Raw genomic sequence first — 25,652 nt, forward strand, 5'->3', positions numbered from 1 at the left:
TCCTGACACTTGAGCCCAGACTTCGGTGACGCCAGACGTTAGCGGGCGCGGTAGGACAGGATCAGGCCGAGACCCTGGAGGGTGGATTTGTCGCCTTCGAGGACCAGGCGCCAGGTTCCGGCGGTCAGGCCGGGGGTGGGCAGCAGCTTGTTGCCGGTGAGGGCCAGGCGTTGTTCGCCGTTGAGCAGGAAGCGGGCCGAGCCGGCCGGCGTGTACAGGGCGTAGACGCCGGTGATGGCGCGGCTGGTCATGCCGGGGAACATGTCCGGGGTGAACGGCAGGGTCAGCGTGTCGCCGGAGCCGCCGGTGAACGCGGACCACTGCTCGGGGAACTCCGCGGGGACGTCGTAGTAGCGGGCCGCGGCATAGGGCTTGAGCATGCCCTTGACCGCGCCGGCGAAGAGTTCGCCGCCCTGTTCGGCGGAGTACTTCACGGTGATGGTGACGTCCAGGAGCTGCGAAGCGCCGCCGGCAGGCAGTTCCAGGCGCCATCGGGAGACCGCGCCGGTGCCCTCGAAGGGCAGGTAGCGGTCGTCGTCGTAGCGGAGCTCGAAGAGGCCGTTGTTGTCCTTGAACTCCTCCAGGTCCGACAGGGCGATCTGCTGGCCGCCGCGCCAGTCGGCGCGCACCGTCGCCGGCGCCGGGCCCTTGGGGTCGAGGAGGTACTTGACGGCCTTGGGGTCGGCCGCGAGCACCGTCCTGCTGTTGAGCTGGGTCAGCGTCGCGTTGAGTCCGATGGGTCCGTCCTGGCCGGTGAAGGTGAGCGACACCGTCTTGACGCGCCGGCGGTAGTGGCCGGGGAAGTCACGGTCGAAGAGGGCCTCGGTCAGGGCGAACTCGCAGCGGCCGGTGGTGCGCAGGTTGAGCGCGGCCAGCGGGTCCAGCGCCAGGAGCGACACCTTCTTGACGATCTCCAGGCCGCGGCGGTCGTTCTCGGCCCACGCCTTGCCCAGTTGCTCCAGGTTCAGCCCCAAAGTCTCGGCGGCGAGCAGGCCGTTGCGCCGGCTGTCCCAATAGAGCGGCTGGATGTGGTCGGCCTCCCCCTCGGGGATGCCCCGCTCGTACTGGAAGGATCGTTGCGCGGCGCGCGCCGTCTCGTACGCCATCGAGTAGGTCTGGAAGTACAGCCCGGCCAGCCGCCCCGACATCCACTGGTACAGCTCGGCGTTGGTGAACTTGCCGGTCATGAAGGCGCCGACGGCCCGCAGGTTGGCGATCTGCTGGTCCAGGATCTCCAGCTCACGCTGGGCGGCCTTGAGCCGGAGCTCGGCGGCCTTCACCTGGTGGCCGAGCTGCTCCACGTCGTTGCGGGCGAGGGCGAGCTGGAAGGTCCAGTCCTGCGCCATCCGCTCCTGGCCGGCGCGGATGCCGAGGAGCTCGCCGATGACGTTGAGCCCTTCGGCTGTCGTCGAGGCGGCCTCGCCACCGTGTTCGAGGGCGCCGGCCACCTGCGCGCGGCCCTGCTTGGTGCCGGTGATGAACACGCCCAGCAGGACGTCCGGCAGGCCCGAGGCGATGGCCGCGCCGATCTGCAGGGCGGAGGCGGCGAAGTGCGCGACCACGGCCGTGGACATCATGCCGAGCTGCGCCTGCTCCAGGGGTGTCAGCCCGGTGGCGATCAGCCCTTCGTAGTGGCCGACCCGTTCCAGCGCGCCCTGCTCGCCGGCGCGCGCCTCGCGCAGGCCCTCGGCGGTGATGTCCACCTCCGTCTCGCGCACGGCGCGGCTGAGGGCCAGGATCGTGCCCTCGTGCTGGTTGTTGAGCAGGGTCAGCTCCTCGGAGTCGCGGCGCTCCAGCACGTTCAGCAGGTCGCCGCCGAACTGCCGCAGCTTGTCCACGAGTTCCTGCGCCTTGCGGAAGACGACCGGGAAGCGGTGGTGCGGAACCGGCATGGCCGCGGCGGCGGTGAGCCGATCGAGCGGCGCTCCCGCCGCCGCGCCGCGCACGAGCGCCATCACGTCGGCCGGCGGTTCGAACAGCGGCAACGACCGGCTGAGGCCCATGATGTCGAGCGAGCTCCTGATCTTGCGCAGCCGGTCCTGGACGCGGTCCCAATAGTCCAGGAACACGCTGTTGGCGGGGACGTGGAAGTACGGTCCCGCGACGCTGGCGTGCACCTCGCCCGCCTTCGTGAGCATCGCGCCACCGGCGGTGAGCTCGGGCAGGCCGTCGTCCTGGGGGGCGCGGCGGAGTTCGTCGTAGGTGAGCGCGGGTGTCAGGGCCCGTGGTCCGAGGTCCTCGGGCGGCCGCTCGCCGAGCAGGTCGTAGGCGAAGAGGTAGAGCATCCGCGCCTCGTCCACGCTCTCGGCGGTGTACTGCCGGAACATCAGGTCGCCCCAGTCGAGCAGATTGTCGACGTAGGCCATCACGACCGCGCGCCGGTAGGCCGACGGCCGCAGCGCGGCGATCGCGTGCGGGTCGAAGGGGTCGTCCAGGTACGCCTTCAGCAGCGCCGCCCGGTCGCCCATGAGGTCGTACTGGCGGCGCAGCCGGCCGAGCAGGGCGATGCTTTCCAGCAGGCCGTCGCGCGCCGGCTCGGCCTCCGGCGGCGGCCGCAGGGCTTTGAGCGCCGCCTCGATCGGCGGCAGTTCGCCGACCGGCAACCCGGCCAGGTAGAGCTTCTCGGGGCCGGTCAGCTCGCGCCGATGCTGGAAGGCGGGGGCCATCGGCGCCACCTTGCGCAGGATCACCTCCAGGCGGCCGCCCGGCCCGCGCACGTCGGCTCCCCGGCCGGAGAGCTCGGCCAGGTCCTCGCGGCACTGGCTGATCAGCGCCTCGACGTCGGCCGCCAGGAACGGCAGGAAGCGCCAGTAGCGTGGCCGGGTGGGGTCGAAGACGTACTCGTACCAGGTGCGGGCGTCGTCGAAGCGCTGGGCGGCGTTGAGCGCCTGGGCGATGAGGGTGGGGGCGTGGAAGAAGACCTCCCAGTAGTAGAGGCCGTTGCCGCTGGTGAAGTCCAGGTGCGAGCCGGCCGGCACGCCCTGCGCCGCGGTCTCCGCGGTGACCTTGATCGTGGTGCTGTTGGAGACCAGCGTGCTGAAGGCCGGCAGTTCGTCGATCTCCTGGACGGACGGGGTGAGCAGGGCGGGCACGCCGCCCTCCAGCAGCGCCTTGTTCAGTCTGTACGCCGTGCTGGACGTCAGCCTGATGACCTCGTGCGGCAGCACGCCGATCTCGTACGGCCGCTGGTCCGGCGCCGCCGAGGGATAGGTGACATACGTGGAGCCGAGGAACAGGTGCAGGGCGGCGCCGTCGAGCACGCCGTCCAGCCCTTGCTCCCAGCCGGCCGGCAGGCCGCCCCAGTTGCTCCTGACCGAGGAGAACGACGTCACGGACGCCAGTTCGGCACCGGGCTCCAGCACCGCGTAGTCCTGGCCGGCGAACACGTAGCGCACGCCCGAACGCTGGAAGACGGCCCGGACGCGGCGGCTCATGGACCGGGGATAGCCGGCGTCGGCCAGCGGGCCCACGACGCCGTCCTTGAGCGTGTAGCGGACGTACTCGCGGTTCCTGGCGAGGAACAGGCTGCCGTCGGCGACGTAGGCCGCGTCGACGCCCTCGTCGGTGACGGCCGTCCTGGCCACGCCCAGGGGTTTGATGGGGAACGGCTCGCCCTGGACGTAGGTGGCGGGACCGGAGGAGGTGACGGTGGAGTAGGTGTGGGTGGCGTTGTCGAAGAAGCAGACGCCGTCGCCGTGGCGGAAGGGGGCGCTGACGGGGCCGGAGCGCGGCAGGCCGTCGGTGTTGCCGCGCAGCGCGACGGAGCGCCCGTTGCGGCCGTCCCAGCGCCGGTAGGACTCGCCGTTGACGACGAAGACCGCGTCGTCGCGGAAGAGGACCGCGCCGACGTCACCGGTCGCCCACAGCGGCTGAACGGTCTCCAAAGGCTGGTCAGGACCGGTCCGGCGGAGCCACACGCGCTGCTCGGCCGAGTGGTAGTACTCCGCGCCGCCCGCGTCGACGCCGGCGGCGTCCACTGCGGCCCACTGCGGGAAACCCTCGTCGTTGCCGGCGAGCCGCTTCGGATAGCCCGCGTCGATCATGCCGGTGAGGCCGCGGGAGTAGCGGTAGTAGGACGCGCCGGAGAACAGGTAGAGGATCTCGCCCCTGACGATGGCCGCGTCGACCCGGGCCTTGTCGTCGTACAGGGGGGTGGGGACGTGTCCCCAGCGGCCGGCGGTCGGCTGCTTGACGAGGCGGATGGCGGTCGCCCGCCCGGCGGGCACCTCCACGAAGGAGGGGCCGGAGGCGTTCTCTCCGGTGTTGCCGAAGAAGTATCGGGTCCCGCCGGGCAGCTCGACGGCGGCGTGCACGGGTGACCACGCCGGCAGCCTGTCCGGGTTGCCGGTCAGCGGACGTGGCTGCTCGTCGCCCGGCGGCGGGGCGACCGGCCGGCACAGGAAGCTGCCGCCCTTGTGGTCGACGCTCACCCACGCGTCGCTGCCGGCCTCGGCCGGCATGGTGAACTGGACGATCTTGGACGCGTCGACGTGCTCGGCGAAGATCCCCTCCAGCCGGGACGGCCGCGCCGGCTCGGGCACGTCCTGGGCGCGGATCACGTACAGCTCGGGAGTCAGCGCGAACGCCGACCGCGTCTTCTCCGGGCCGTCCGGCGTGGCCACCGTGTACCTGCAGGTGATCACGATGGTGTCGTGCGCGTCGCCGCCCGGCACCGGCACGGTGGCGGACGCCTGGACGGACAGGCTGACGTCGTGGATGGGCGCGTCCTGCACGTCCTCCACGGGCAGCACCTGGGCGGTCATCCATTCGCCGTTGAGGTTGCGGAAGGAGTAGTTGACGCGCATGCGGTATTTCGGCGGCGGCGCGCTGAGCGTGCGGGTGTCTCCGACGTGCTGCTCGGTGAGCGAGGTCTCGGCGCCGGGCTGCGGCGGAACCGCCTCGGCCGTGGCCCAGAAGACGAAGATGCGGCCGAAGGCGTGCACCGGGTAGACCCGCTCGGCCTCGATCTGCGCGTCGACCTTCAGCCACGGCTCCCAGGTGGCCGACAGCCCCGCGCCGTCCCGGAACTCGGCCTCGCGGCAGTAGTAGCGCCGCGGCTCGGTCCTGGTCTGGCCGAACAGCAGCAGTCGCCGCACGCCCGCCTCGGCGCCGTCCTCGGTGTAGACGTAGCCGCCGGCGATCGAGAGCCTGGAGACCTCGGTGTACTCGTCGAGGTAGCGCTTGTAGGCGCGCTCCACCTTCTCCTGGGTGATCTCGCCCTGCAGCAGGTCGTCCTCCAGGGCGCGGAAGGCGGGCGTCCTGGAGTCGCGCAGTTCGGGCCGCAGGTAGTTCTCCGGGTAGAGGAAGACCTTCCTGTTGGCCTCCCACAGGCGGTAGTTCTTCAGCCACGCCCACCACGTCCTGATCCGCTGCCCGGCCTCCTCCGGGTCGATGCCGTCCCGGACCGTCGCCTGCTCCAGGCCGAGCAGGTAGCGGTGCAGGTAGAGCTGGGCGGAGGCGATGGCCTCGCGCACCCGTGAGGTGCGGCCCTGGCCGCCCATCTCGACGTCGACCAGCAGCCGGTCGTACAGCTCGTGCGGGCTGCCCGGCGCGATCGAGACGAGGGCGTCGCGCTTGAGCACGTTGATCTCGTCGCGGACGACGGCCGACAACGCCGCCCACTCCCCCGCGTGCCGGCGCTCCAGGATGCCGTGCAGGGCGGTGTTCGCGGCGGCCAGAGCGGGCGGGTCGCCGAAGGCGTGCCGCCAGACGCCGCTGTGGAGCGTGGACGGGGCCTCCCCGATCCGGTCGGCGAGCGTGAACAGCTCGGCCAGCCGGAGCAGGAACTCGATCTCGAAGCGGTCCTCCTCCTGCCGCGCCGGGGCGGCGCCCGACGCCGCGGCCGCGATGGCCGCGCCTTCGGCGGTCAGCAGCGCGCCGTTGCGCTTGGCCCACCTGATCTCGTCGGCGTCCCAGCCGAACAGGCCGCTCAGGTAGGCGTACGGGTCCGCCACCGCCGCCGGCGGGGTCAGCAGGAAGGCGGGCAGGCCGTCCGGATGCCGCCGGGCGAGGTCGATGAACCGGGTGATCGTGTGCACGTCGCTCAGCCGGTAGTCGGCCGTGCCGCCCCAGCGGTGGCGGAAGCGCTGCGGGTAGGTGCGGTCCACCTCGTGGTGGCCGTGGGAGTAGCGGACGTATTCGTCGCCCTTGCACAGGTAGGTACGCCCGTCGAAGGCGAAGGCGCCGTCGACGCCCGACTCGAAGCGGGCCGGCAGGTCGCCCCAGTCGTCCCGGACGGTACGAGGATGTCCTTCCTCCACGTATTCGAACGCGCCCGGACGATAGCGGACGTACTGCTCGCCCTTGAAGGCGTAGAGCTCGCCGGTGAAGCTCGCGAAGGCGGCGTCGATCAGCTCGTGGCCGGCGTCGGCGAAGGCGTTGCGCACCTTGCCGAACAGGGCGGCGACGGGCTGCGCCGCCGGCTCGCCGGCCCGGTGGCACCAGGTGCCCTTGAGCAGGTGGACGGTGCCGTCGGGGGCGCGGAAGGCCGCGTCGAGGCCGTCGGCGAAGTCCGCGGGCGGCTCCGGGACCCGCAGGTCGAGTGCGAGGTTGACGCCGATGGTGCGGGGATAGCCGTCGTCGGCGTAGGCGTACTCGGCGCCGGTGTAGCGGACGTACTGGTCGCCGGAGAACAGGTAGGTGTGCGCGCCGGTGACGATCGTCGCGTCCACCTTCTCCTTCTCCACGAGGTTGTTCCTGACCCGGCCGAGGGCGGCGAGGTCGCAGGTGGCGGACGCGGCGCGGGAGACGACGTGGCAGGAGCCGCCGGTGAAGAGATAGGCGGTGCGGTCGTTGGCGACGGCGGCGTCGATCGTGCGGCCGGTCACCGCGTCGTCGAACGACTCCGGCAGGTTGGCGAAGGCCGCCTCGCGGCGCAGATCGCCGACGATCTTCTTCGGGTAGCCGGGGTCGATGTAGCGGTACTCGGCGCCGGTGTAGCGGACATACCGGTCGCCGGAGAACAGGAACGTGGTGCCGTCGCCGAAGACGCAGGCCGCGTCGATCCTGGCGGTCGCGTCGTCGGGCACGAACGGGTTGGGCGACCTGCCCCACCGGTCGCGGATGACGGCGAGCGGGGCGAAGTCGTGCCCGTCGTGCCGGGCGTACTGCTCGGAGAAGAAGAAGTAGGCCGAGCCGTCCGGCGCGATGAACGCCGTGCGCAGCGCGTCGCCGTCCTGCCTGCTCGCCTCAAGGGTGCGCTCGAAGCCGGGCCAGAGCCGCTCGATCGGGCGTGGGTAGGACCAGGCGCCGGTCCGCTCGTCGTGGCGCAGGCAGTGCTCGCCGTACAGCAGGAACATGGTCTCGCCCTCGATCAGCACCGCGTCGGGCACGGGGTGCCCGATGACGCGGTACTGCTCGGGAACCTGCCAGAAGCTCGCGTCGGCCATCTGCGGCTCGCCGTCGGGCCGGGTGTAGTCCGCGCCGGAGTAGACCAGGTAGCGCATCCGGCCCGCCGCGTCGGGCGACTCGAAGAGGTAGGTCCTGCCGCCGCGCACGTACGCGAGCGCGACGCCGGCCAGGCCGGCCCAGTGCTCGGCGATGAGCCGTGGCTCGCCGTCGATGGTGCGGGCGGGATCGGGGGCGCCGGTGGCGGCGGGGCCGGGAGCGGCGTAGACGACGAACTGGTCGCCGCTGAACAGGTACGTCCTGCCGTCCCTGCCGACGAACGCCGCGTCCACCTTGTTGTCCTGATCGATCGTGTTACGCGGCCTGCCCCACTCCTCGGCCAGCGGGTACGACCGGTTCAGCCGGGTGTTGACGCATCTGGGCCCCTTGAACAGGTACGTGGTGCCGTCGGCGCCGGACAACACGGCGTCGAGCCCGTGGCGGAACTCCTCCGGCACGGGGCGCAACGACCGCGGCGTGACCGACTCCCGCACCGGCTCGGTGGCCTCGACGGCCGCGCGGTGGTGCCAGCCTGCGGCGTCCTCGGCCAGCAGCCGGCCGTCCTCCAGGAACACGCAGCTCAGCCCGGTGAACGAGGCGTCGTCGTAGCGGCGGTAGAGCCCGTCGGACACGATGTGGCAGCGGCCGCCGCGCAGGAGGTAGACGTTGCGGCGGTCGGCGAAGGCCGCGTCCACGCCGTCGAGCGTGACCGGCAGCGCCGCCAGCCCGGGTTCGCGCGACAACTCGGGCAGCGCGGCCGGATAGCCGTCCTGCACGTGGTCGAAGTTCGTGCCCAGGTAGCGCACGTACTGGTCGCCGGAGAACAGGTAGGTGTAGTGGTGGTCCACCTGCCGGCCGTCGATCACCTCCGTCACGGTCCTGGCCAGCGCGGCGTCCACCCGGCCCGTCCTGGCGATCCGGTTGGCCACGTTGCCCCAGTACGCCGGGACCGAGGCCGGGTAGCGGTCGTCGGCCCTGGTGTAGTCGCCGGTCGAGAAGCGGATGTAGCGGTCGCCGGAGAAGACGTACGTCCTGCCGTCCTGGCCGACGAACGCGGCGTCCACCCGGGTGAAGGGCAGCAGGCTGTCCCAGTGCCCGGCGATCTCGCGCGGCTCCGACCACCAGCGGTGCCGGGCGTCGGACACCACGAAGCGGTCGCCGGCGAACAGGAACGTCCGGCCGGCGCCGTCGGTGAACACCGCGTCGATGACCGCGAACCGGGGGTCGGCGGCCAGCGAGGCGGGCAGGTTCCACCAGTTGTCGGAGACCGGTTTGGGGTAGCCGGGGTCCGGGGTGGCGTAGTCCCTGGAGGAGTATTGGACGTGGAAGTGGCCGTCGTCGGCGTGCACCTGGATGTGCAGCGGGTTCGCGCGGAGCGTCAGCGCGATGCCCTGATCGGTGGTGACGCGCCACGTGCGGTGCTCACCTACGCCCTCGCCAGCGCCCTCGGCGGTGCCTTCGCCGGTGCCCTCGGCGTGCACGGCGGCGTTCTCGGCCAGGGTCAGGCCGTGCTCCAGGAAGCGGCGGCGCAGCGCGGGCGACAGACGGCCCGCGGTCAGCTCCGGCTCCTGGGCGAGCGGCACGTCGAACAGGTGGCCGCCCCTGCCGAACAGGTACGTCCTGCCGTCCATGACGAACGCGGCGCCGACCTCGCGCAGCCCGCCCCAGTCGCCGGCGATCCGGCGGGGGTGGCCGAGGTCGGCGACGGCGTAGTCGGCGCCGGAGTAGCGGAGGTATCTCTCGCCGCTGAACAGGTAGGTCTTGCCGTCCATGCCCACGAACGCGGCGTCCACGGCCCCGCCGGCCAGCACGTCGGCGATCCTGCCCCAGCGCTCGGCCGTCGGCCGGGGCAGGCCGGCGCCGGAGGAGGCCAGGGAGATCGTCCTGCCGCCCTTGAACAGGTGCACCAATCCCGTGACCGGCTCGGTGAAGGCCGCATCGACGCCGGTCCTGAACTCACCGGGCAACTGGGCGAACTCGGTCCCGATGCGCCGCGGATAGCCGTCGTCCACCCGCGCGCCGCCGTTCTCCACGCTGTCGGTGTAACGGATCACCTGGTCGTCGCGGAACAGGTACGCCCGGCCGTCGGGGCCGGTGAACGCGCCGTCGAGGCTCTGCGCGCCGTCGAAGGCGTTGCGGATGCGGCCCCACCGAGCGGAGATCGGCTGCTCCCGCCCGCCGATCTGGAGGTAACGGCCGCCCGCGAACAGGTGGATGTGCCCGTCCACGTCGTGGAAGGCCGCGTCGAGCGCACCGCTGAACGCCTCGGGCAGCGGCGTGTCGTGGCCCTCCGCCTGCCACCATTCGGCGATGCCGCGCGGGTAGCCCTCGTCGACCGCCGTGAAGCCAGGGCCTGAGGAACGGATGTACTGGTCGGCGCAGAACAGGTACGTTCTGCCGTTCTCGTCCACGTACGCGCTGTCGATCCGGCGCGGAGCCTCGAAGTTGTTCCTGACTTTGCCCCACAACTGGTCGCGGGGCGCCCAGCGGATGCTGCCCGGCTCCTTGACGAACAGCCGCGAAACCTCCCGATCGGGAACTCCGCCACCATCGCCGCCCGCGACGGCGCGGCCGACGATCCACTGCGCGCCGTCCGGGAAGGCGAAGGCGGCGTCGACGCGGACGATCCCCGCGAACCAGGGTGACAACTCGGTCAGCGCCTTGGGCTTGGGGTCGAGCAGGGCGAAGGTGTCGGCGGAGTAGGTCCAGAAAGCGTCGCCGGCGAAGAGGTGGATGTGGTCGGCGGAAGCGCGCAGCACCGCGTCGACGGCGCCGGCGCCCGGCGGAAGGGTCAGGGATTCGGGGTATTTGCCGGTCAGGTCCTGGTCGTGGAAGGTGACGGCGACCTCGGTCTCGTCCATGCCGAGCTTGCCGGCCAGCAGCGCGAAGCGGCGGATGCGCTCGTAGGCGGCCTCGAAGTGCGGGTCCGTCAGCCGCCGGGGATCGGCGATGACCGGCGGGACGAGGAGCTCCATCGCCTCGGGCAGCCCGCCGGCGACGGCCGCGCAGATCGCCGCGACGGTCTCCTCCGGCGCGCCGAACGCGTCGGCCAGCACCGAGGTGAGCGCCTCCTGCTGCTGCCCGGCGCGTTCCTCCAGCGCGGCGGTGATCTCCTCGACCGCCTTGGCGAGCTCCACGGCGACGGCGTGCAGCAGGAAGAACACGTCCCGCTCGAAGTCCTCCAGCCCCGGCAGGGCGAAGCCGACGACGTTCACGGGGTTGGCGAAGAAGGGGACGGCCTCGCGCCGCACGGACAGGCCCTCGGTGAGGTGCCCCTCCGCGATCAGCTTCTCGCCGGCCAGGCGCTGCTGCTCCTGGTCGAGGCCGAGCTCGCGCAGCGCCTCCAGGTGGATCCGGTACGGCCGCTCGTCCTGCGCGCAGGCGGCGACCCGGCGGGTCACGAGGGCGGTCTCGGCGGCGGTGAACCCGTCGCCGAGCGTGCCCACCTCGGCGACCGGCCAGCCGTCGCTCAGGGAGGCGCCCTCCATCGCGGCCATCGCCCGCTGCGCCATCGCCACGTCCGCGACCTGCGCGAAGTCCTCGGGGGTGAGGGTGTGGAGCTTGGACTTCAGCTCGCCGATCTGCCGTTTCATGGCGTCGAGCACGGCGTGGCGGTGCGGGTGGAACTCGGGCGGCAACGCGAGGTCCGCGGGCCGGAGCGCGGCCAGCGCCTGCTTGTCCCGATAGCGGCCGCTCTCGTCGAGGTAGCCGTTGAAGCGCAGCCCGTCCATGAGCCTGGCCATCCGCATCTCGCTGAGCCGCAGCCCGGCGAGCAGCCCCTGGTCGCAGACGAGCGGCTCGGCGCGGAAGGCGTCGACGCGCCCGCGCAGCACGACGAGCACCTCGGGGGCGACGTCGGACAGGCCGGCGTTGACGCGGAAGGCGCCGAGGTTCTCCTCGTCGGCGAAGAACGCCGGATCCTGGACGGCGCCCTCCTCGTCGACGTAGCCGTGGTGGATCAGGTTGTCGTACAGCTCGTCGAGCTGCTCCTGGGACAGCTCGCCGAGGGTGGCCAGGTCGGAGGGGTAGAAGGACGAGGTGTCGTTGCCGGCGCTGTTGACCAGCTTGAACAGCGCCTCCTTGACCGGCGTGAAGTCCCGCTCCAGCTTCAGCGCGTAGTCGGTCGCGGGCAGGTCCTCGGTGACGAGGGTGCCGTCGGCGCGCAACCGGCCGCCGAACACGAGCTGGGCGTGGATCTTGCCGGCCAGACGCTCGCCGAGCCCCAGCCCGAGCAGGTCGTCGTCGACGATCCTGCCCAGGGCGGTGACCGCCTCGTGCCCGGCCACGGCCACCAGGGCCGGGTCGAGGCGCAGCAGCCGGGCGTCGCGCCCGGACACCACCGTGCCGGTGTGGTTCGACAACACATCGGCGAGGACCTGCGCGGCACGCGGCCCGAAGCGCTCGCCCTCGAACAGGGCCGGCTCCATGGCCACCGCCCGGAAACGCTGGTCGAGGCTCTCCAGCACCGCGAGCCGATCACCCTCGCCGGACGCCCCGGACCCGCCGCCCAGGATGTCGGCCAGTTCCTGGACGCCGAACCCGCCGTCCTGCATCCATCGGGCCACCCCGAGCAGGGTCTGGGCCAGCCACAGGCCGGAGGCGGGGTCGCCGCCCTCCAGGATGCGGTAGCAGTCCTGCGTCTTCGGCTCGACGCCGCCCAGGACGGAGAACGTGGAATGCCGCCACAGTGACGGGTCGCTCTCCAGCACGCCCAGCAGGTCGAACAGCTCACCGGCGGACAGGCCGAGCGCCGCGGTCAGCCTGCCGGTCCGCCGCAGCAACGCGATCTGCGGCGCCGCGATCGGGCCGCGGTCGAAGGGGCTCGGCTCCAGGGCGCTGTAGCGGTCGCGGTAGCGCCGCACGGTCTCGATGATGTCGCTCTCGGCGGTCTCGATGCCGATGGCCAGCCTGCGGCGGTACTCCTTGTTGTGCGGGCCGAGGAGGTCGCCCGACACGGCGGGCAGCTCCTCCGGCACCGGCTCGAACGCGGCCACCAGCCCGCACACCCCGTCGGCGGTGAGGTCGTAGGCCCGCCGCAGGTGCACGACGAGCGCGGTGGTCCGCAGCGCCGCCGCGTCGAGCGTGCCGCCGCAGCACGTGATCAGCACGCGGTCGAGGTCGCTGAGGGTGAGCCCGGTCCACCTGGCCAGCCGGACGATCCTGCTGACCCGGTCGTACCAGCCGGGCGTCGTCCCCAGCAGCAGGGTGCCGTCCGGGGACAGGGTGACCGGCTCGGCGCCCTGGTTGGCGTAGGCGTCCTTGGCCGGCCGTACGGCGTCCTCGGGGTCGCCGAGCAGTTCGCGCACCTGCAGCGCGGACAGGCCCGTCGTCTTCTTGAACCTCTCCACCTCCGACAACACGGTCAGCGGGTCCTGCGGCGCGAGCCCGTAGAACGCCTTGATCCGCGCGTCGTCCGCCGGTGACGTCAGATGCGTGCGGGCCTCCGCCGGCAACCCCAGGAACAGCCGGGCCACCGTGTCGGCGTCGGCCACCGGAGCGAAGATCCGGTAGAGCTCGTCCGGCCCGGTCGCCAGGTGCCGCAGGTAGGTCTTGAACCGCTCTTCCTCCAGGGAGAACGGCATCCCGAAGGGGTGCTCCAGCCGCCGCATCAGCTCGTACGGCCGATCCTCGACGAGCCGCTCCAGCAGCTCGATGACGATGTCCAGGTGAGGGGTCTCGCCGAAGGTGTTCTCCGCGTCCAGCAGGATCCGCTTCAGGTCGGCGCGCCGGTCGTCGCCGAGCAGCGGCGGCTGATCGAGCACGGCCTCCAGCAGGCCCAGGAGATCCGCGAGATAGGCCCCGGGCGAGTAGACCGTTCTGGCCTCGTCCTCCTGCCGAGGATCGAGATTCGTGTCGTCGAACAGCTGGTCATAGCCCGGAAGTATCTCTTTGCCCGCCATGTGCGCCTTCCCCCGGAAGCCTTCGGTACAGGATCGACTACGCAGAGCGACCTGCGCCTTCATTGATACAGCGCGTGGGGGCCGTTACGGGTGGGTTCGGGTGGCGAGCGGTGAAAGGGATCCCCGATCACCTTGGAATGTAGCCGGAAGGTTAGCCATGAGCGCCGGCCGGACCGTGCACCATCAGTCGTCAGGCAGGGGACGTCGCGGAAACGGGTGGGGGACCATGAGCAAGCGCAGGCCGCAGGACGGCATACGCAGGAACAAGCGCACGAGCGCCGTACCGAAGCGCCTCACCTCCGGCGACACCGACGCATCCACGTTCGCCCTGACAAAGCACGACGTGTCGGTCGCTCCGAAGTCGTTGTCGAAGGGCTGGCAGGCGTTCGCCGAGCAGCCGGACGAGACCACCGCCAAGGCGCTGGCGAAGACGCTGCGGGACCTGAGCCCGGCCGAGGCGCGCACGTCCCTGGACCTCATCGCCCGAGCGCTGGCCAAGGGCTCGGCGTTCGAGCGCAGCACGATGTCCCGGCTCATCATGTCCCAGCTCGACGGCGACGTCGCGCGCGGCTTCCTGCAGGCGACCGCCGGGGTTCGTCTGGCCACCGCCGAGGCGGTGCGGGAGGAGCCGGGGCCACAACACGAGGACCTGCGTCACCAGCTCGACCTGCTGCCGCCGCCGGTCAAGGGAGCGAAGCTCCCCCAGACCCTGGGCGGCCGGGACCGGCTGCTGCTCGAAGGGCTCGACCTCGCCGCGTCGGGCGAGGTCACCGTCGATCTGGCCGAGGTCGAGCAGCACACCGACGACGTGCTCGACGCCTCGTCGATGGGCCACCTCGTCAAGGCGCTGGACTTCATCAAGATCACCAGCAGCAAGGACACGTATTCGCAGCAGCGCCGCGCCGCGCTCGCGGACACGGTGAAGGGCACGACGCAGCAGCACCTCGCCGAGCAGATGGGCTTTCGCGCGGCGAGGTCCCAGCGCGCCGACAAGGGCGGCCTGTCGGTCCAGAACCAGCTCGCGGTCACCTACTGGCGCACGAACTTCCGCGACACCCTGCCGGGCTTCCTGTCGAAGCTCCAGGTGGCCAAGAAGGACGAGGACATCCTGGTCAACAGCCCGCGCGTGCTGCGCCAGCTCGCGATGCTGGTGAGCGAGGACGTGCTGAAGACGCTCACGATCAAGGCACTCGACGGGAAATCGGGCATCAGCCTGCTGAGCGGCACCGAAAAACATCCCCTCACCGCCTGGAAAGGTCATCTGGACGAGCTCGGCGCCACGCCGTCCGCCTACCAGCTCTACGAGCTCATGGACACGGGCAGGACCCCGCCGCCGAGCGACTTCACCGTCGACACGCGGGCCGACCTCGTGGAGCTCATCACCTCCGGCCCGTTCTCCCGCCTGCAGGAGATCGCGCGCGGGACGGGCGAGCTGGCACCGGTGTGCGCCATGGCCGAGCACCTCGTGCTGGGCCTCACCGGCGAGCTGGGTCCGAAGCGTTTCGACACGCTGACCGCCACCGCCCTGGACTCGCTGAGCAGGCTCATGCACATCGTGGTGACACACGAGAAGAACCCGTCGGTGGCGATGCGCGCGGTGGACCTCATGATGGACGAGATCGGCCTCGTGGTCGCCGTGGCCCAGAACTACACGAGGACCGACTACCGGGAGACGATGCGGCAGATCCTGCTGGAGCGGGCGCCGAGCATCGCGTCGCCGGCCGACGCGCGGATCCAGCTCGACAGCCATCTCGTGACGAGCGGCATGAACGCGCTCGGGACGGCGCTGTCGATCGCGCTGACGGTACGCGACCAGCAGCAGGTCTCGCGTGCCACCGAGAAGATCGACTACTACGAGACCGGGGAACTGATCGGCAAGCTCAAGAAGGGCGAGACGGTGGCGCCGCGCGAAGACGTCCTCGTCGCGGCGCTCAACCCGAGCACGCCCTTCGTCACGCCTTCGGCGGGCGGGCTCGTGTCCGACGTGCGCAGGGCCTTGGAGACGTATCAGCAGGGTGACCCGCCGTTCGCGCTGATCCTCGACACCACCATCGAGCTCGCACCCGCGCCCACCGAGCAGAGCCAGCTCGATGTCGTCCTCGGCGGCCTGAAGAACGACATCGCCACGGGCAGACTCGAGGTCTTCCTGTGCAAGAGCTTCCAGAAGTACGCCTCGTTCGGCACCGGCAAGGTGGCCGCCGGCGATCTCACGCTGCTGTCGATGAAGGGCAACCGCGCATCGGCGATCGCGCGGGCCGAAGCGCTGCTGCAGGACCTCGACCTCGATCTCGCCCGGCACGACGAGGGGCAGCTCGTGATCCACATGCTCCGGCACGGGCACGGCGACGAGCTGGCGCTGGCGCGCAGCGCCGCCGCGAACGCCAAGTTCGTGGACGAGTTCTGCTGGCCGATCGACCGGCTGGACACCGCCCTGGGGTCTTCGTACGTGGACGGCATCCCCCTGCTCATGCGCTCGACTCCCACCGGACGCGTCGGCAAACTGCTCGAGGACCTCGCCCTGATCGACCGGCGCGACAGCTTCTCCTTCCTGCGGACGTCGTTCGTCGGCGGCATCCCGGGGCCGTGGGGGTCGCAATCACTCCAGGAGAATTGGTACGCACGCATCAACCCCGGCCACGAGTCGAAGGAGACGATGGTCGAGTGCTTCTACGCGTTCGGCCACCTGGCGACCAGCACGCTGCCTGGCGGGGACAAGGGTGGGACGCCGGTCGACCTCAACGCGCTGCAGCTCGCGACGGTGGGCGAGCACCTGCAGCGCGTCCGCACGGCCGGCGATGCCGGCATCGCGCGATTCCGTGCCAACATCATGGCCTCGTACTGCGTGTTCGCGATGCAGAACGTGCGGCCCAAGGGCAGCGTGGTGCCGCTGCTCATCGCGTTCTTCGCCGGCCCGACGGACCGCGTCAGCATCGAGACCCAGCGCCATCTCGCCGGCGAGCTGTTCTCGCAGGTGCAGGCCAAAATTCACGATCCCCAGAGTTTGACGAACCTGAGCCGCCAGGCGCTGGCCTACCTGCCGCAGGGCGCGACCGCCGACGCCGCCACCTCCCTCGCGGCGCTGAGCCGCGCGGCCATGGTCCTGCCCACCTGGTCGTTCAAGCCCTACGCCGTGAAACTCCAGCTGGACCAGATCGGCGGATCCACAGAGGCGGCGCGGCTGCGCGAGCTCGTCAAGGCCGCCCTTTGACGGCGGCGGGCCGGAAATCCGGAACCGCCTTCCGCCGCTCAGGCGCTTTGCGTAGGTTGCTCGCATGCGGCGGAGAACGCTCGGTTACGAGGACGCGGTGCGGATCCTGGGCAAGGAGAGCGCCGTGGTCCGGGCATTCGGACGGCTCGCCGCCTCCGGGCTGACGGTCGCCTCCGCCGGCGGCAGCGAGGTGGCGCTGAGCCTGTTCGACCTCAAGGGCGAGGTGGAACGCCTCGCTCAGGACGCGGTCTCGGTCGTGCGCGAGCGGGTCGGCGGTCTGACCCGGTTCGAGCGCAGCGAGTTGCTGGAGGCGGCCCATGCGGTGATCATCGTGGCCGCCTTCTTCGCCGCGCTGGACGATCTCGACGGGGAGCTGCGCACCACCCTGAACACCACGACGCTCGAACTCGTCCGAGCCGAGCAGGCCGCGCTGGCGACAGGCAGTCCCACGCGGAGCAGACGACTCGCCGACCTGGTCGAGGTGCTCAACACATCCGGCGGCCTGCCCGACATCTACGCCCAATGGTCCGAGACCCCGCTCACCGTCTACTACCTGATCTTGACGGAGCGGTTGCTGGCGTTCGGGCCAGGCACAGCGGCCTGGGACAGAACGGATGAGACCACCCGCCATCGCTGGACGGCCGGCCTCAGAGATCTGCCCGAGCTCGCGACCACCCGGTACGAGAAGATGCTCCGGCAGTTGGCCGGCGACTACCCGGAAGTGGCGTTCTGGGCTCATCAAGCCGGCGTCCGGGTGCTGCTGAACGAGCTCAGAGCCGCCCGCCAGGACGTCGCCGACACGGGAACGAAGCTGGCCGGGCTGGCGGGGATGATGCGCTGGATGACCCAGGGCCGCGCTCCCGACGAGCTGCGTTCGGCGCTCAGCACCGAGTATCGGGCCCAGGTCGACCGCCCGCTGACCGACCCGGACGCCGTTCCGGACGGCGTCCGGCTGCCGAAGCTGCATGACGTCTACGTCAATCCGTCCTACAGCCGCCTGAGCCGCCTCGGCCGAGCGGCTGAGCAACCGGAGCAGGTCAGCGAGGACGGCTGGCAGACCGCCGAGCCCGGAGACGATCTGGCGACCTTTCTGCTCCATCACCTCATCAGCCCGGCCGCCACCCGGGCGCCGCTGGTGGTGCTCGGCCAGCCCGGCGCGGGCAAGTCGTTGCTCACCCAGATGCTCGCCGCCGAGCTCCCGCCGGACGACTATCTCGTCGTACGGGTGGAGCTGCGCAACGTGTCGGCGGACGCCGACGTCCAGCGCCAGATCGAGGAGGCGCTCCGGCAGCTCACCAGGGTGGAGCACGAGTGGCGGACGGTGGCCGCCTCGTGCGCGCCCGCGCTGCCGGTGGTGCTGCTCGACGGCTTCGACGAGCTGCTCCAGGCCAGTGCCACCGTTCACTTCGACTACCTGGAGAAGGTCAAGGACTTCCAGGACCGGGAGGCGCGGCACGGTCGTCCCGCCGCGGTGATCGTCACCAGCCGCACGGCGGTCGCCGACCAGGTCCGCTACCCCCGGGAGTCGGTGGTCGTCCGGCTGGAGGAGTTCACCGACGGGCAGGTGCGCCGGTGGATCGAGAGCTGGCACCTGGCCAATCCGCACCGGGCGCTGAACGCCGAGGAGGCGCTGGCCCACGGCGTGGTCGCCCGCCAGCCCCTGCTGCTGTTCATGCTGGCGTTGTTCCACGCCGGCGGCGGGGAGTTGCGGGGCAGGATCGGCCGTACCGAGCTCTACGAGAGCCTGTTCAGCCGGTTCGCCGAGCGCGAGGTCGACAAACGGGACCGGCATCTGGGCGAGCGGGATCGGCGTGTGCTCGTCGCCCGCGAGCTTTATCTGATGTCCATGGTGGCCTTCTCGATGTTCAACCGGAGCTCGCAGAGCGTTTCGGACGAGGACCTGGCCCGCGATCTGGAGGTGCTGCCGTTCGGCGACGGCGTCCGCCGTGGTGACACCGCCCGGGACCTGGCCGGGCGCTTCTTCTTCAAGCTGTTCGTCCACCGCAGTCAGGCCGTCGAAGGTCACACCACGCATCGCCGGTACGAGTTCCTGCACGCCTCGTTCGGCGAGTTCATGGTGGGCCGGTGGATCGCCGGCGAGCTGGTGCGCATGGTCCGGCGGCTGCTGCAGAACGCCGACGACCCGATCCCCGTGGCGCCCGACGACACCAGGCTCCGCACGATCGCGAGTTTCGCCGTCCTGACCGATCGGGGCCGCGTCCTGGAGGTCATCTCGGACCGCCTCCGTGCGCGGCCTCCGGAGGAGCTCGTGGAGCTGCGGGTGCTGCTCGTCCGGCTCTTCCGCGAGTGCATGGACAGCCGGGCCGTGGAGCTGGTGTCGCCGGTGTACGAGCCGATCAGGCTCGGCGTGCCCGCCCGGTTCGCGATCTACAGCGCGAACCTCTGCGTCCTCCTCGTCCACACGGCCACGGCCCTGGCGGCCCACGACCCGAGCCTCGCCCGGATCCCCATCGATGCCTTCCCGGGTTTCTTCTCCATCACCCGTTCCTGGTACGCCCATCTCAACGGGAAGAGCTGGTACGCGCTTCTCGACGTCATCCGGGTGACGGCAAGCTGGGAAGAGCCCCATCTCTCCTCGTGGAATGGCGTGCGGACGCCCGATGAAGAGCCTTACAGAGCGTCAGACCTGCTCGGAGGTATCGCGGTGCGGGGGGACACCCCTGTGCTACCGGGAACCCCGGTGGGGCGGATATTCAAGGAGACCGCACTGCTCGACTCCGCGAGCCAGCGCGACATGCTGGATACCCTGCTCCCGTTCCTCAGCACGGCCGGCCTGACCCGCAGAACGGATTTCCCCGTCGGCTTGTCCGGTGCGCTGGCCATGGACCTTCTGATTCACCGGCAGCCGGACGACTACGTGACGGTGCTGATGTCCAGTCTGCCGAAAATCAATGTCCGCTTCGCACGGTGGTTCCTCCAAGCACTACGCAACGAGTCCTACCAGGATCAGGCGGTAGTGATCTCTGGCACCAGAGCGGCATTCGAGCACATTTCCTGGGCGCATATCACGGCTTTCCTCGACATGATCAAAAAGAGTTGGACGAGTCAATTCCAAGCGCCGCCCTCCTGGGCCTCCCAACCCCAACTGTCCGACCCGGTCGATGTGCACAATTACTGCGCGTTATTGAGATTTCATGGGGTGCCCCACCCTTTGGACGTGCAGGATCTGGCATGCCTGCTCGTCCTCCGGGACCTCATGGACCTGAACACTCTCGATCAAGTCCAGGCGCTCTGCCGAGCCGTTCCCACCTGGGAGGATCCTGGCCTGATGGGGCTCGCCCGGATCGCGGTGTGGGCGGCGATGGCGGAGCGCGACCTCGTGGCGTACACACCTCCCCTTCTCGCGTTGAGCCGGGAACAGGCCGATCGGCTCCACGCGGTGGCACCCGGTTACCTGGCGAAAGTCAGCGAGCTCGCCGCGTTGTGGACAGACGTGGATCCGGTGGTCATCACGTGATGTCGGCGGCGGGTTGATCGGCCAGCCACAGGATGGGCTCCACCACGTTGATGGGCCGCACGGGGCCGCGGATGCGGTGTCCCGCCGGCGTCGGGACGACGTTCTGGAAATCGTCCGGGTCATAGGTCTTCCGAACCGGATCGACGTGGAAGCCGATCGCCGAGGTGGCGAAGAAACGAACGTGCTCAGGGCGGAAGAATTGCATGATCATTCGCAGGAGCATGTCGCCGTTGCCGCTCGCGGAGTTCGCGCACAGGGCCGTGAAAAGCTCCTGTGCGCTCTCGGACTCCACTCTCGGCACCTGGCGGGGGTCGTCCGGATCCGTCGTTAGCAGTCCTAGGCGCTCGGCGGTTTCCAGCACGCGGACGTCGTCGAACTTGGTGATGCATACCGCGAGGCGATGGGGCAGCCGCGCGGGTGCGGCGTCCGACGCCATGACGCGCTGCGTCAACGCGATGACGACCCGGTAGAAGTACTCGAAGCTGTCGCCTGAGTCGAATTCGCGGATCGGATCGAAAAGGAACAAGAACCCGTCGCTGACAGTGAGGTCCTCCATCAGGTCACCGGCAGGCGCACTTCCGAAGGAACCTCCAGGCAGGTCGACGAGGCTCAGATCCACGTGCGTCGGTCCGGTGACGGCCGGACGGCGGAAGAAGCGCCCCCTGCGCTTCGTCCGCGGCGGCCCGACCAGCACGAAGTCCAGGGTGGCCGGGGCGACCGTCACCTCGGGAAAGTCCCGCCCCCGCACCAGCTGGTCGGTCATACGCGTGAGCCAATCACTGGACGCGCCGCTCTTCGCCACGACGGCCCAGTCCAGCGTGCTCCGCATCATCGCGATGTTCAGGGCGGCCAGGAAGGTGGTCTTGCCGCTGCCGGGCGCACCCCAGACCGAAATCTTGTGTTCCGTCATGGAGCCACCTCGATCAGCGGAAACGGTATCCGGCCGAGCCCCGCTGTGGCGAGGCCCAGGTCGGTGCAGAGCCGGGTGACGCCGCTCGCGTCCATCGGTGCCCGGGAGGACGCGCCGAGCACCGCCCAGATCGGATCATCGTTCTCGGTGATCGCGCCGAAGACCACGCCCGCCCGTTCGAGCCAGGTCGTCTGGCGATTCCAGTCGTAGCGGTTCGGGCAGGCGAGCAGTTGCCCGTGGCGGCCCGGCGGGTGCGGCCGGCGGTCGCCGGCGGTCAGCAGCACCGTACGGCCGGGACTGCCCTCCCCCAGTCGCGTCACCACCATGGCCAGCATGTCCTCCACCTGGGCCGCGTCCCGGTAGCCGTCGGGATACACCGGTTCGGCCGCCAGCCGCTCCAGCGCGGTCAACGCCCCCTCCGGCGCGGCCAGCCAGCATCGTGGGCGCACGGGCCGCTCCGGCACCTGCCAGTCGTAGGAGTGCGTCGCGTACGGGACCAGGGAGACGAGGCATTCCGTGATTCCGGCCGCGGCTTCGCGGATGACCCGGCGCACCAGGTCGATGCGACGGGTCACGAGAGCCTGACTCCCGCACGTCTCCAGTCCCACGACGAGATGTATCCGGCCGCCGTGCGTGCCGAACAGCGGCCACGCTCCGACGGCCAGTTCGGCCCAGCCCTGGTCGTCCTCGACGAACGGGGTGGCGGAGGCGAAGTCCACGCTGCCCGGGCCGCCGAGCACCAGACGAACCTGCTGCCGCCCCGGCGGCAGGTCCGCGACCCGGACGGCGACCGGGCGCGGTTGTCCTTCGATCATGGAGAGGACGGCGAACACCGCCTCTCCGCTCGCCCGCACGACGACCTCGGCCGTCGCGCCACGGGCCGCGCCCGCCGGAAAGACGGTCACGGCAGCGAACCGAGGGGCACCGCCCAGCGGATCGGGCGTGCGGGCGAGCAGTCCGTACGGCTGCTGGAGAGGCTCGTCCGCCACGATCTCGCGCAGCAGCGCCGCGACGGGCAGACCGGGAACACGCGTCGACACCGAACCAGGCCGGAGCTCGGACAACCACGACGCCGCCAGCTCCGGTAACTCTTCCCCCGGCGCGGAACAAACGACGATCACCGCTTCGTCGGAGACCCCGCCGGCGGTCTGGGCGATCCGCCGGCGCTCGGGCGGGGTGCCCAGCTCACGCCACGGCAGGATCAGCCCGGTGGCCGCGCACGGCGTGCCCGACGCGTCCCGATGCACGTCGAACGTGGTGATCCCCGCCGCCCCGAGCTCGACGACATTGAGGTGCCGCGGCCCCTGAAGAGCCCGCACGGCCGAGGCGAGCGTGTCTCGCAGCCTCGCCGCACCGTCGCTCACTCCGCTCCTCTCCCCCAGGGACCTTCACAGGGCTATCGCCGCCGGCCTGTCGTCCGTTGCGCCGCTTCGCCTGGTTAGCGCCCATCGTACGATCGCTCCCGCCGCACGAGGGGCGGAAAGCGTGCAGCAAAGCGCGTGATCGTATTGTCCGGGGGCACCCCAGACATGAAGATCAATGAATGTCCCGTACAAGAACCGTTCTGCCGGTGCTCGCCATCACCGCGTCCGCGCTGCTGGTCGGCGCGCCCGCCGAGGCGTCGGCGGACGCGCCGTTACCCTCGGCGATCTTCCGCGCCACGCACAACAGCTACTCGGGCAACATCGACGGCGCCAGGAACTCCATCGCCTACCAACTCGACAACGGCATCCGCTTCATCGAACTCGACATCCACGACAACGGCTACGCCGCCGCGCAGGACTACTCCGTCGGCCACGACTCCCCCGGGAACCAGGTCGACCACGCGGGAAACCCGGCCTCGAACCTCCTGCGCGACTGGCTCAACGTGATCAACACCTGGTCCGCGCAGCATCCCACCGCCGCGCCCATCGTCGTCGCGCTCGACGTCAAAGACGATCTGACCGACAACACCTCCTACGCCGCCGGCAACCTGGCCGCGCTCAACCGGGAGCTCACCTCCGTCTTCGGCTCGCGGCTGTACGAGGCCAGGGACTACCCGGCGAGCCCGCCGTCGGTGGACGCGGTGCGCGGCCGGGTGCTGCCGGTGATCTCCGGCAACGGCACGACCCGCAGCGCCTACAAACGCGACACCGGATCCAGCCCGGCCATCGCGATCAACGGCCGCGGCCAGGTCGTGGAGGTGCACGACTCGGGCTCGGGCGAGCTGTGGTACTGGTCCGGCACGTACGGCGCCGACGGCCGCGTGACCTGGCAACGGCACGGCAGGTACGACAGCGGCATCACCCCGGCCGTCGCCCTGAACGACAACGGCGACCTGGTCGAGGTCCACCAGTCCCAGAACGAGAAGACGGTGTGGTACCACGTCGGTCACCTCGACGCCGACGGCGAGATCACCTGGTCCGCCAGCCGCCGCTACGACAACGGGATCCTGCCGACGGTCAGCTTCACCGACCCGGCGGGCACCCAGGTACGCGAGATCCACCGCAGCCCGAGCACCACCCAGAACTGGACGTGGAACGGCGTGCTCAACGCCGGCGCGATGACGGTCTCGTGGAGCGGCAACGCCAAGACCTCCGACGCCCGCTACGACAAGACCACCTCGGCCGCCGGCACGTCGCGCGTGCACGTGTGGACCGGCGCCGACGGCCCGACGCCGGCCCAGACACTACGGGTGGACACCGACCGCTATACCGGTGACCGCATCCGGTACCCGCAACTCGCGTTCATCGAGTTCCAGCAGGGCAACAGCGCGGAGCTTCAGCAGAACGCGCTGTTCTACGCGGCGCCCGCCGGGGAGTCCGCGTTCATCATCGCGGCCCGCCAGGCGGGGCGGCTCGTGCGCGGCTGGGATCTCGACTCGGCGGGCGACGCCACCGACCCGCCGGCCACCTATCCCGCGACCAACCGCCCCTACGACACCTGGTACCGGAACCTCCTCACCCAGTCCGGCGCCGTCGACTGACGCGGCAGGCGGAGATCACGTTCTGCGCGCCACGCCGGGGCGACTTTCCGTGATCTCCGTGTCTGCGCAATGGGTGATCGCGGTGAGGGCCTCGCGGAGGGCGGTGTCGCTCGGTGGGCGGTCGTGCCAGCGGGCGCCGATGTGGCCGTCAGGCCGGATGAGCAGGGCTCCGTGCGGGGTGAGGCCGCAGCGGCCGGCGTGCTCGGCGGGAAGGGCCTCGATACGCAGCGGCCACGGTCCGGTGACCTGTCGCGCCCAGTGCGCGGGGTCCGGGGTGAGCAGGGTGAACCATTCGCCGACGGCGTCCAGGGTGGAGCGGTCGCGGGTGAGCCAGAGGTGGGGCATCCGATGGCCCGGTTGCGCGGCAGGGACATAATCCGTGCCGGACTGCTCGGCCGGCGCACTGTCGCCGGAGTGGTAGGTGACGCCGAGCACGAGACCGAGCTGGGCGAAGTACTGGTCAGACCAGGGAAGTTCGACCGGTGCCGCTTCGCCGGCCCGGCGCTGCTCGCGGCGCCGCTTCTGCACGTCGAGCAGGAGCCGGGTGCTGGCCACGCCTTGATCGAGCGTCCGGTGGGCGACGGGTTTCCGCTCCGTCTCGTACGTTTCCAGCAGGCTCGGTCCGGCCCACCCGTGGAGCACGCCCGCCAGTTTCCAGCACAGATTGTGCACGGCGGCGATGCCGGCGTTCATCCCCAGGCCGCCGACGATGGGGATCGTGTGCGCGGCGTCGCCGGCCAGCAGGATCCGGCCGTGCCGGAAGCGCTCGGCGACGAACGCGTTCATCACCCAGTGCTGCACCCGCAGCACGTCGGCTCGAACGCCGGCGCCGGAGCCGAGGGCGCGCGAGACGAGGCCGGCCCAGTCGGTGCGCGCGGCGTCGCCGGGTGTGGGGCCGATCCAGGCCCAGCCTCCTTCGGGGTAGAGCGGGGCGAACAAGCCGTCCGCGGTGAAGTAGACGCCGGCGGGCTGGTGGGCGCACCAGCGGCTGAGGTCGGCGTCGAACACGACGGTGGTGAAGCCGCCCATCGGTCCCGGGCCGGTGGTGCCGATGCCCAGCAGGTGCCGGACGGTGGAGTTCGCGCCGTCGGCCGCGAGGACATGACGGGCACGGACCCGAGTCTCCGTACCGCTCCGGTGGTCGGCGAGCAGGGCCACGACGCTGCCGGCTTCTTCGGCCAGGCCGACGAGCTCGACCCCGAAGCGTGCCGGTGCGCCCGCCGCGGCGAGCAGGGTGGGCTCCAGCCGGTCCTGCGAGGTGACCACGCCGATCACGGGGCTCTCGGGGACCGGCGCGTTGACGCCGACCATCGCCACCGTGGCGAAGTCGCGGTCGCGCAGGGTGTCGCGGAAGCGGATGCGGCCGTACTCCGGCGCGAACGCGTTGGCGGCGATCTCGGCGGCGAGCCCGAGCCTGCGGTAGATCTCCATCGAGCGCACGTTGACCAGCCGGGATCGGGGAAAGGGTGACAACTCGCCGTGTTTCTCGACCAGCGACACCCGCACCCCCCAGCGTTCCAGGAGCGCCCGGGCGGTGAGCCCGACCGGCCCGCCGCCGACGATCAGTACCGCCACCTCGGCGTCCGCTGCGGGCATGTCGAGCTCTCCTGCTCTCACGTGGGCGTGGCACGTTCACCCTACGGAGTTGATGACGACGAAACGTCCGCCGCGCCGGGGAGCACCCGGCGCGGCGGGCGTGTGCCGGTGTAAGGGTCAGCCCGCGTTAGTTCAGGTTGGGTGGGCAGATCGGAAGAGCGTGGTGGTGGGGAAGAGTGTCAGTTCTACTGTGAAGATCTCGGTGGACG

General features: G+C 70.7%; 7 protein-coding genes. 3 read left to right on the forward strand and 4 right to left on the reverse strand.

Annotated features, from left to right (window positions below):
• Positions 1-38: 38 nt before the first annotated feature.
• Positions 39-13,286 carry a hemopexin repeat-containing protein gene (locus ACWD0F_RS49200; protein ID WP_449889669.1) on the reverse strand — a complete coding sequence of 4,416 codons (13,248 nt, stop codon included), beginning with the start codon at positions 13,284-13,286 and terminating at the stop codon, positions 39-41.
• A 226-nt stretch (positions 13,287-13,512) separates the two neighbouring features.
• On the opposite strand from ACWD0F_RS49200, the gene ACWD0F_RS49205 reads away from it, so the two are divergent.
• Both ACWD0F_RS49205 and ACWD0F_RS49210 read left to right on the forward strand, forming a co-directional pair.
• The gene (locus tag ACWD0F_RS49205; protein WP_449889671.1) at positions 13,513-16,494 is read left to right on the forward strand and encodes a hypothetical protein; all 2,982 of its coding nucleotides are present in this window, start codon (positions 13,513-13,515) and stop codon (positions 16,492-16,494) included.
• 64 nt (positions 16,495-16,558) lie between these two features.
• Positions 16,559-19,972 (forward strand): NACHT domain-containing protein, encoded by a 3,414-nt coding sequence (locus ACWD0F_RS49210; RefSeq protein ID WP_449889672.1) that lies wholly within the window; start codon positions 16,559-16,561, stop codon positions 19,970-19,972.
• On the opposite strand, the gene ACWD0F_RS49215 is transcribed toward ACWD0F_RS49210, so the two are convergent.
• Both ACWD0F_RS49215 and ACWD0F_RS49220 read right to left on the reverse strand, forming a co-directional pair.
• Entirely contained in the window at positions 19,965-20,882 is a 918-nt protein-coding gene (locus ACWD0F_RS49215) for a hypothetical protein (RefSeq protein WP_449889674.1), read from the reverse strand. The two genes, ACWD0F_RS49210 and ACWD0F_RS49215, sit on opposite strands and share 8 nt — an antisense overlap.
• Positions 20,879-22,246 (reverse strand): hypothetical protein, encoded by a 1,368-nt coding sequence (locus tag ACWD0F_RS49220; RefSeq protein WP_449889675.1) that lies wholly within the window; start codon positions 22,244-22,246, stop codon positions 20,879-20,881. Before ACWD0F_RS49220 ends, ACWD0F_RS49215 begins: the two co-directional genes overlap by 4 nt.
• A gap of 179 nt (positions 22,247-22,425) precedes the next feature.
• Here ACWD0F_RS49220 and ACWD0F_RS49225 point away from each other — a divergent pair, with 179 nt between their 5' ends.
• The gene (locus ACWD0F_RS49225) at positions 22,426-23,847 is read left to right on the forward strand and encodes a hypothetical protein (protein WP_449889677.1); all 1,422 of its coding nucleotides are present in this window, start codon (positions 22,426-22,428) and stop codon (positions 23,845-23,847) included.
• Positions 23,848-23,862: 15 nt separating this feature from the next.
• Here the strand turns inward: ACWD0F_RS49225 and ACWD0F_RS49230 are convergent, their stop codons facing one another.
• Entirely contained in the window at positions 23,863-25,443 is a 1,581-nt protein-coding gene (locus ACWD0F_RS49230; protein ID WP_449889679.1) for an FAD-dependent monooxygenase, read from the reverse strand.
• Positions 25,444-25,652 lie beyond the last annotated feature (209 nt).

Source organism: Nonomuraea sp. NPDC002799, assembly GCF_053592075.1.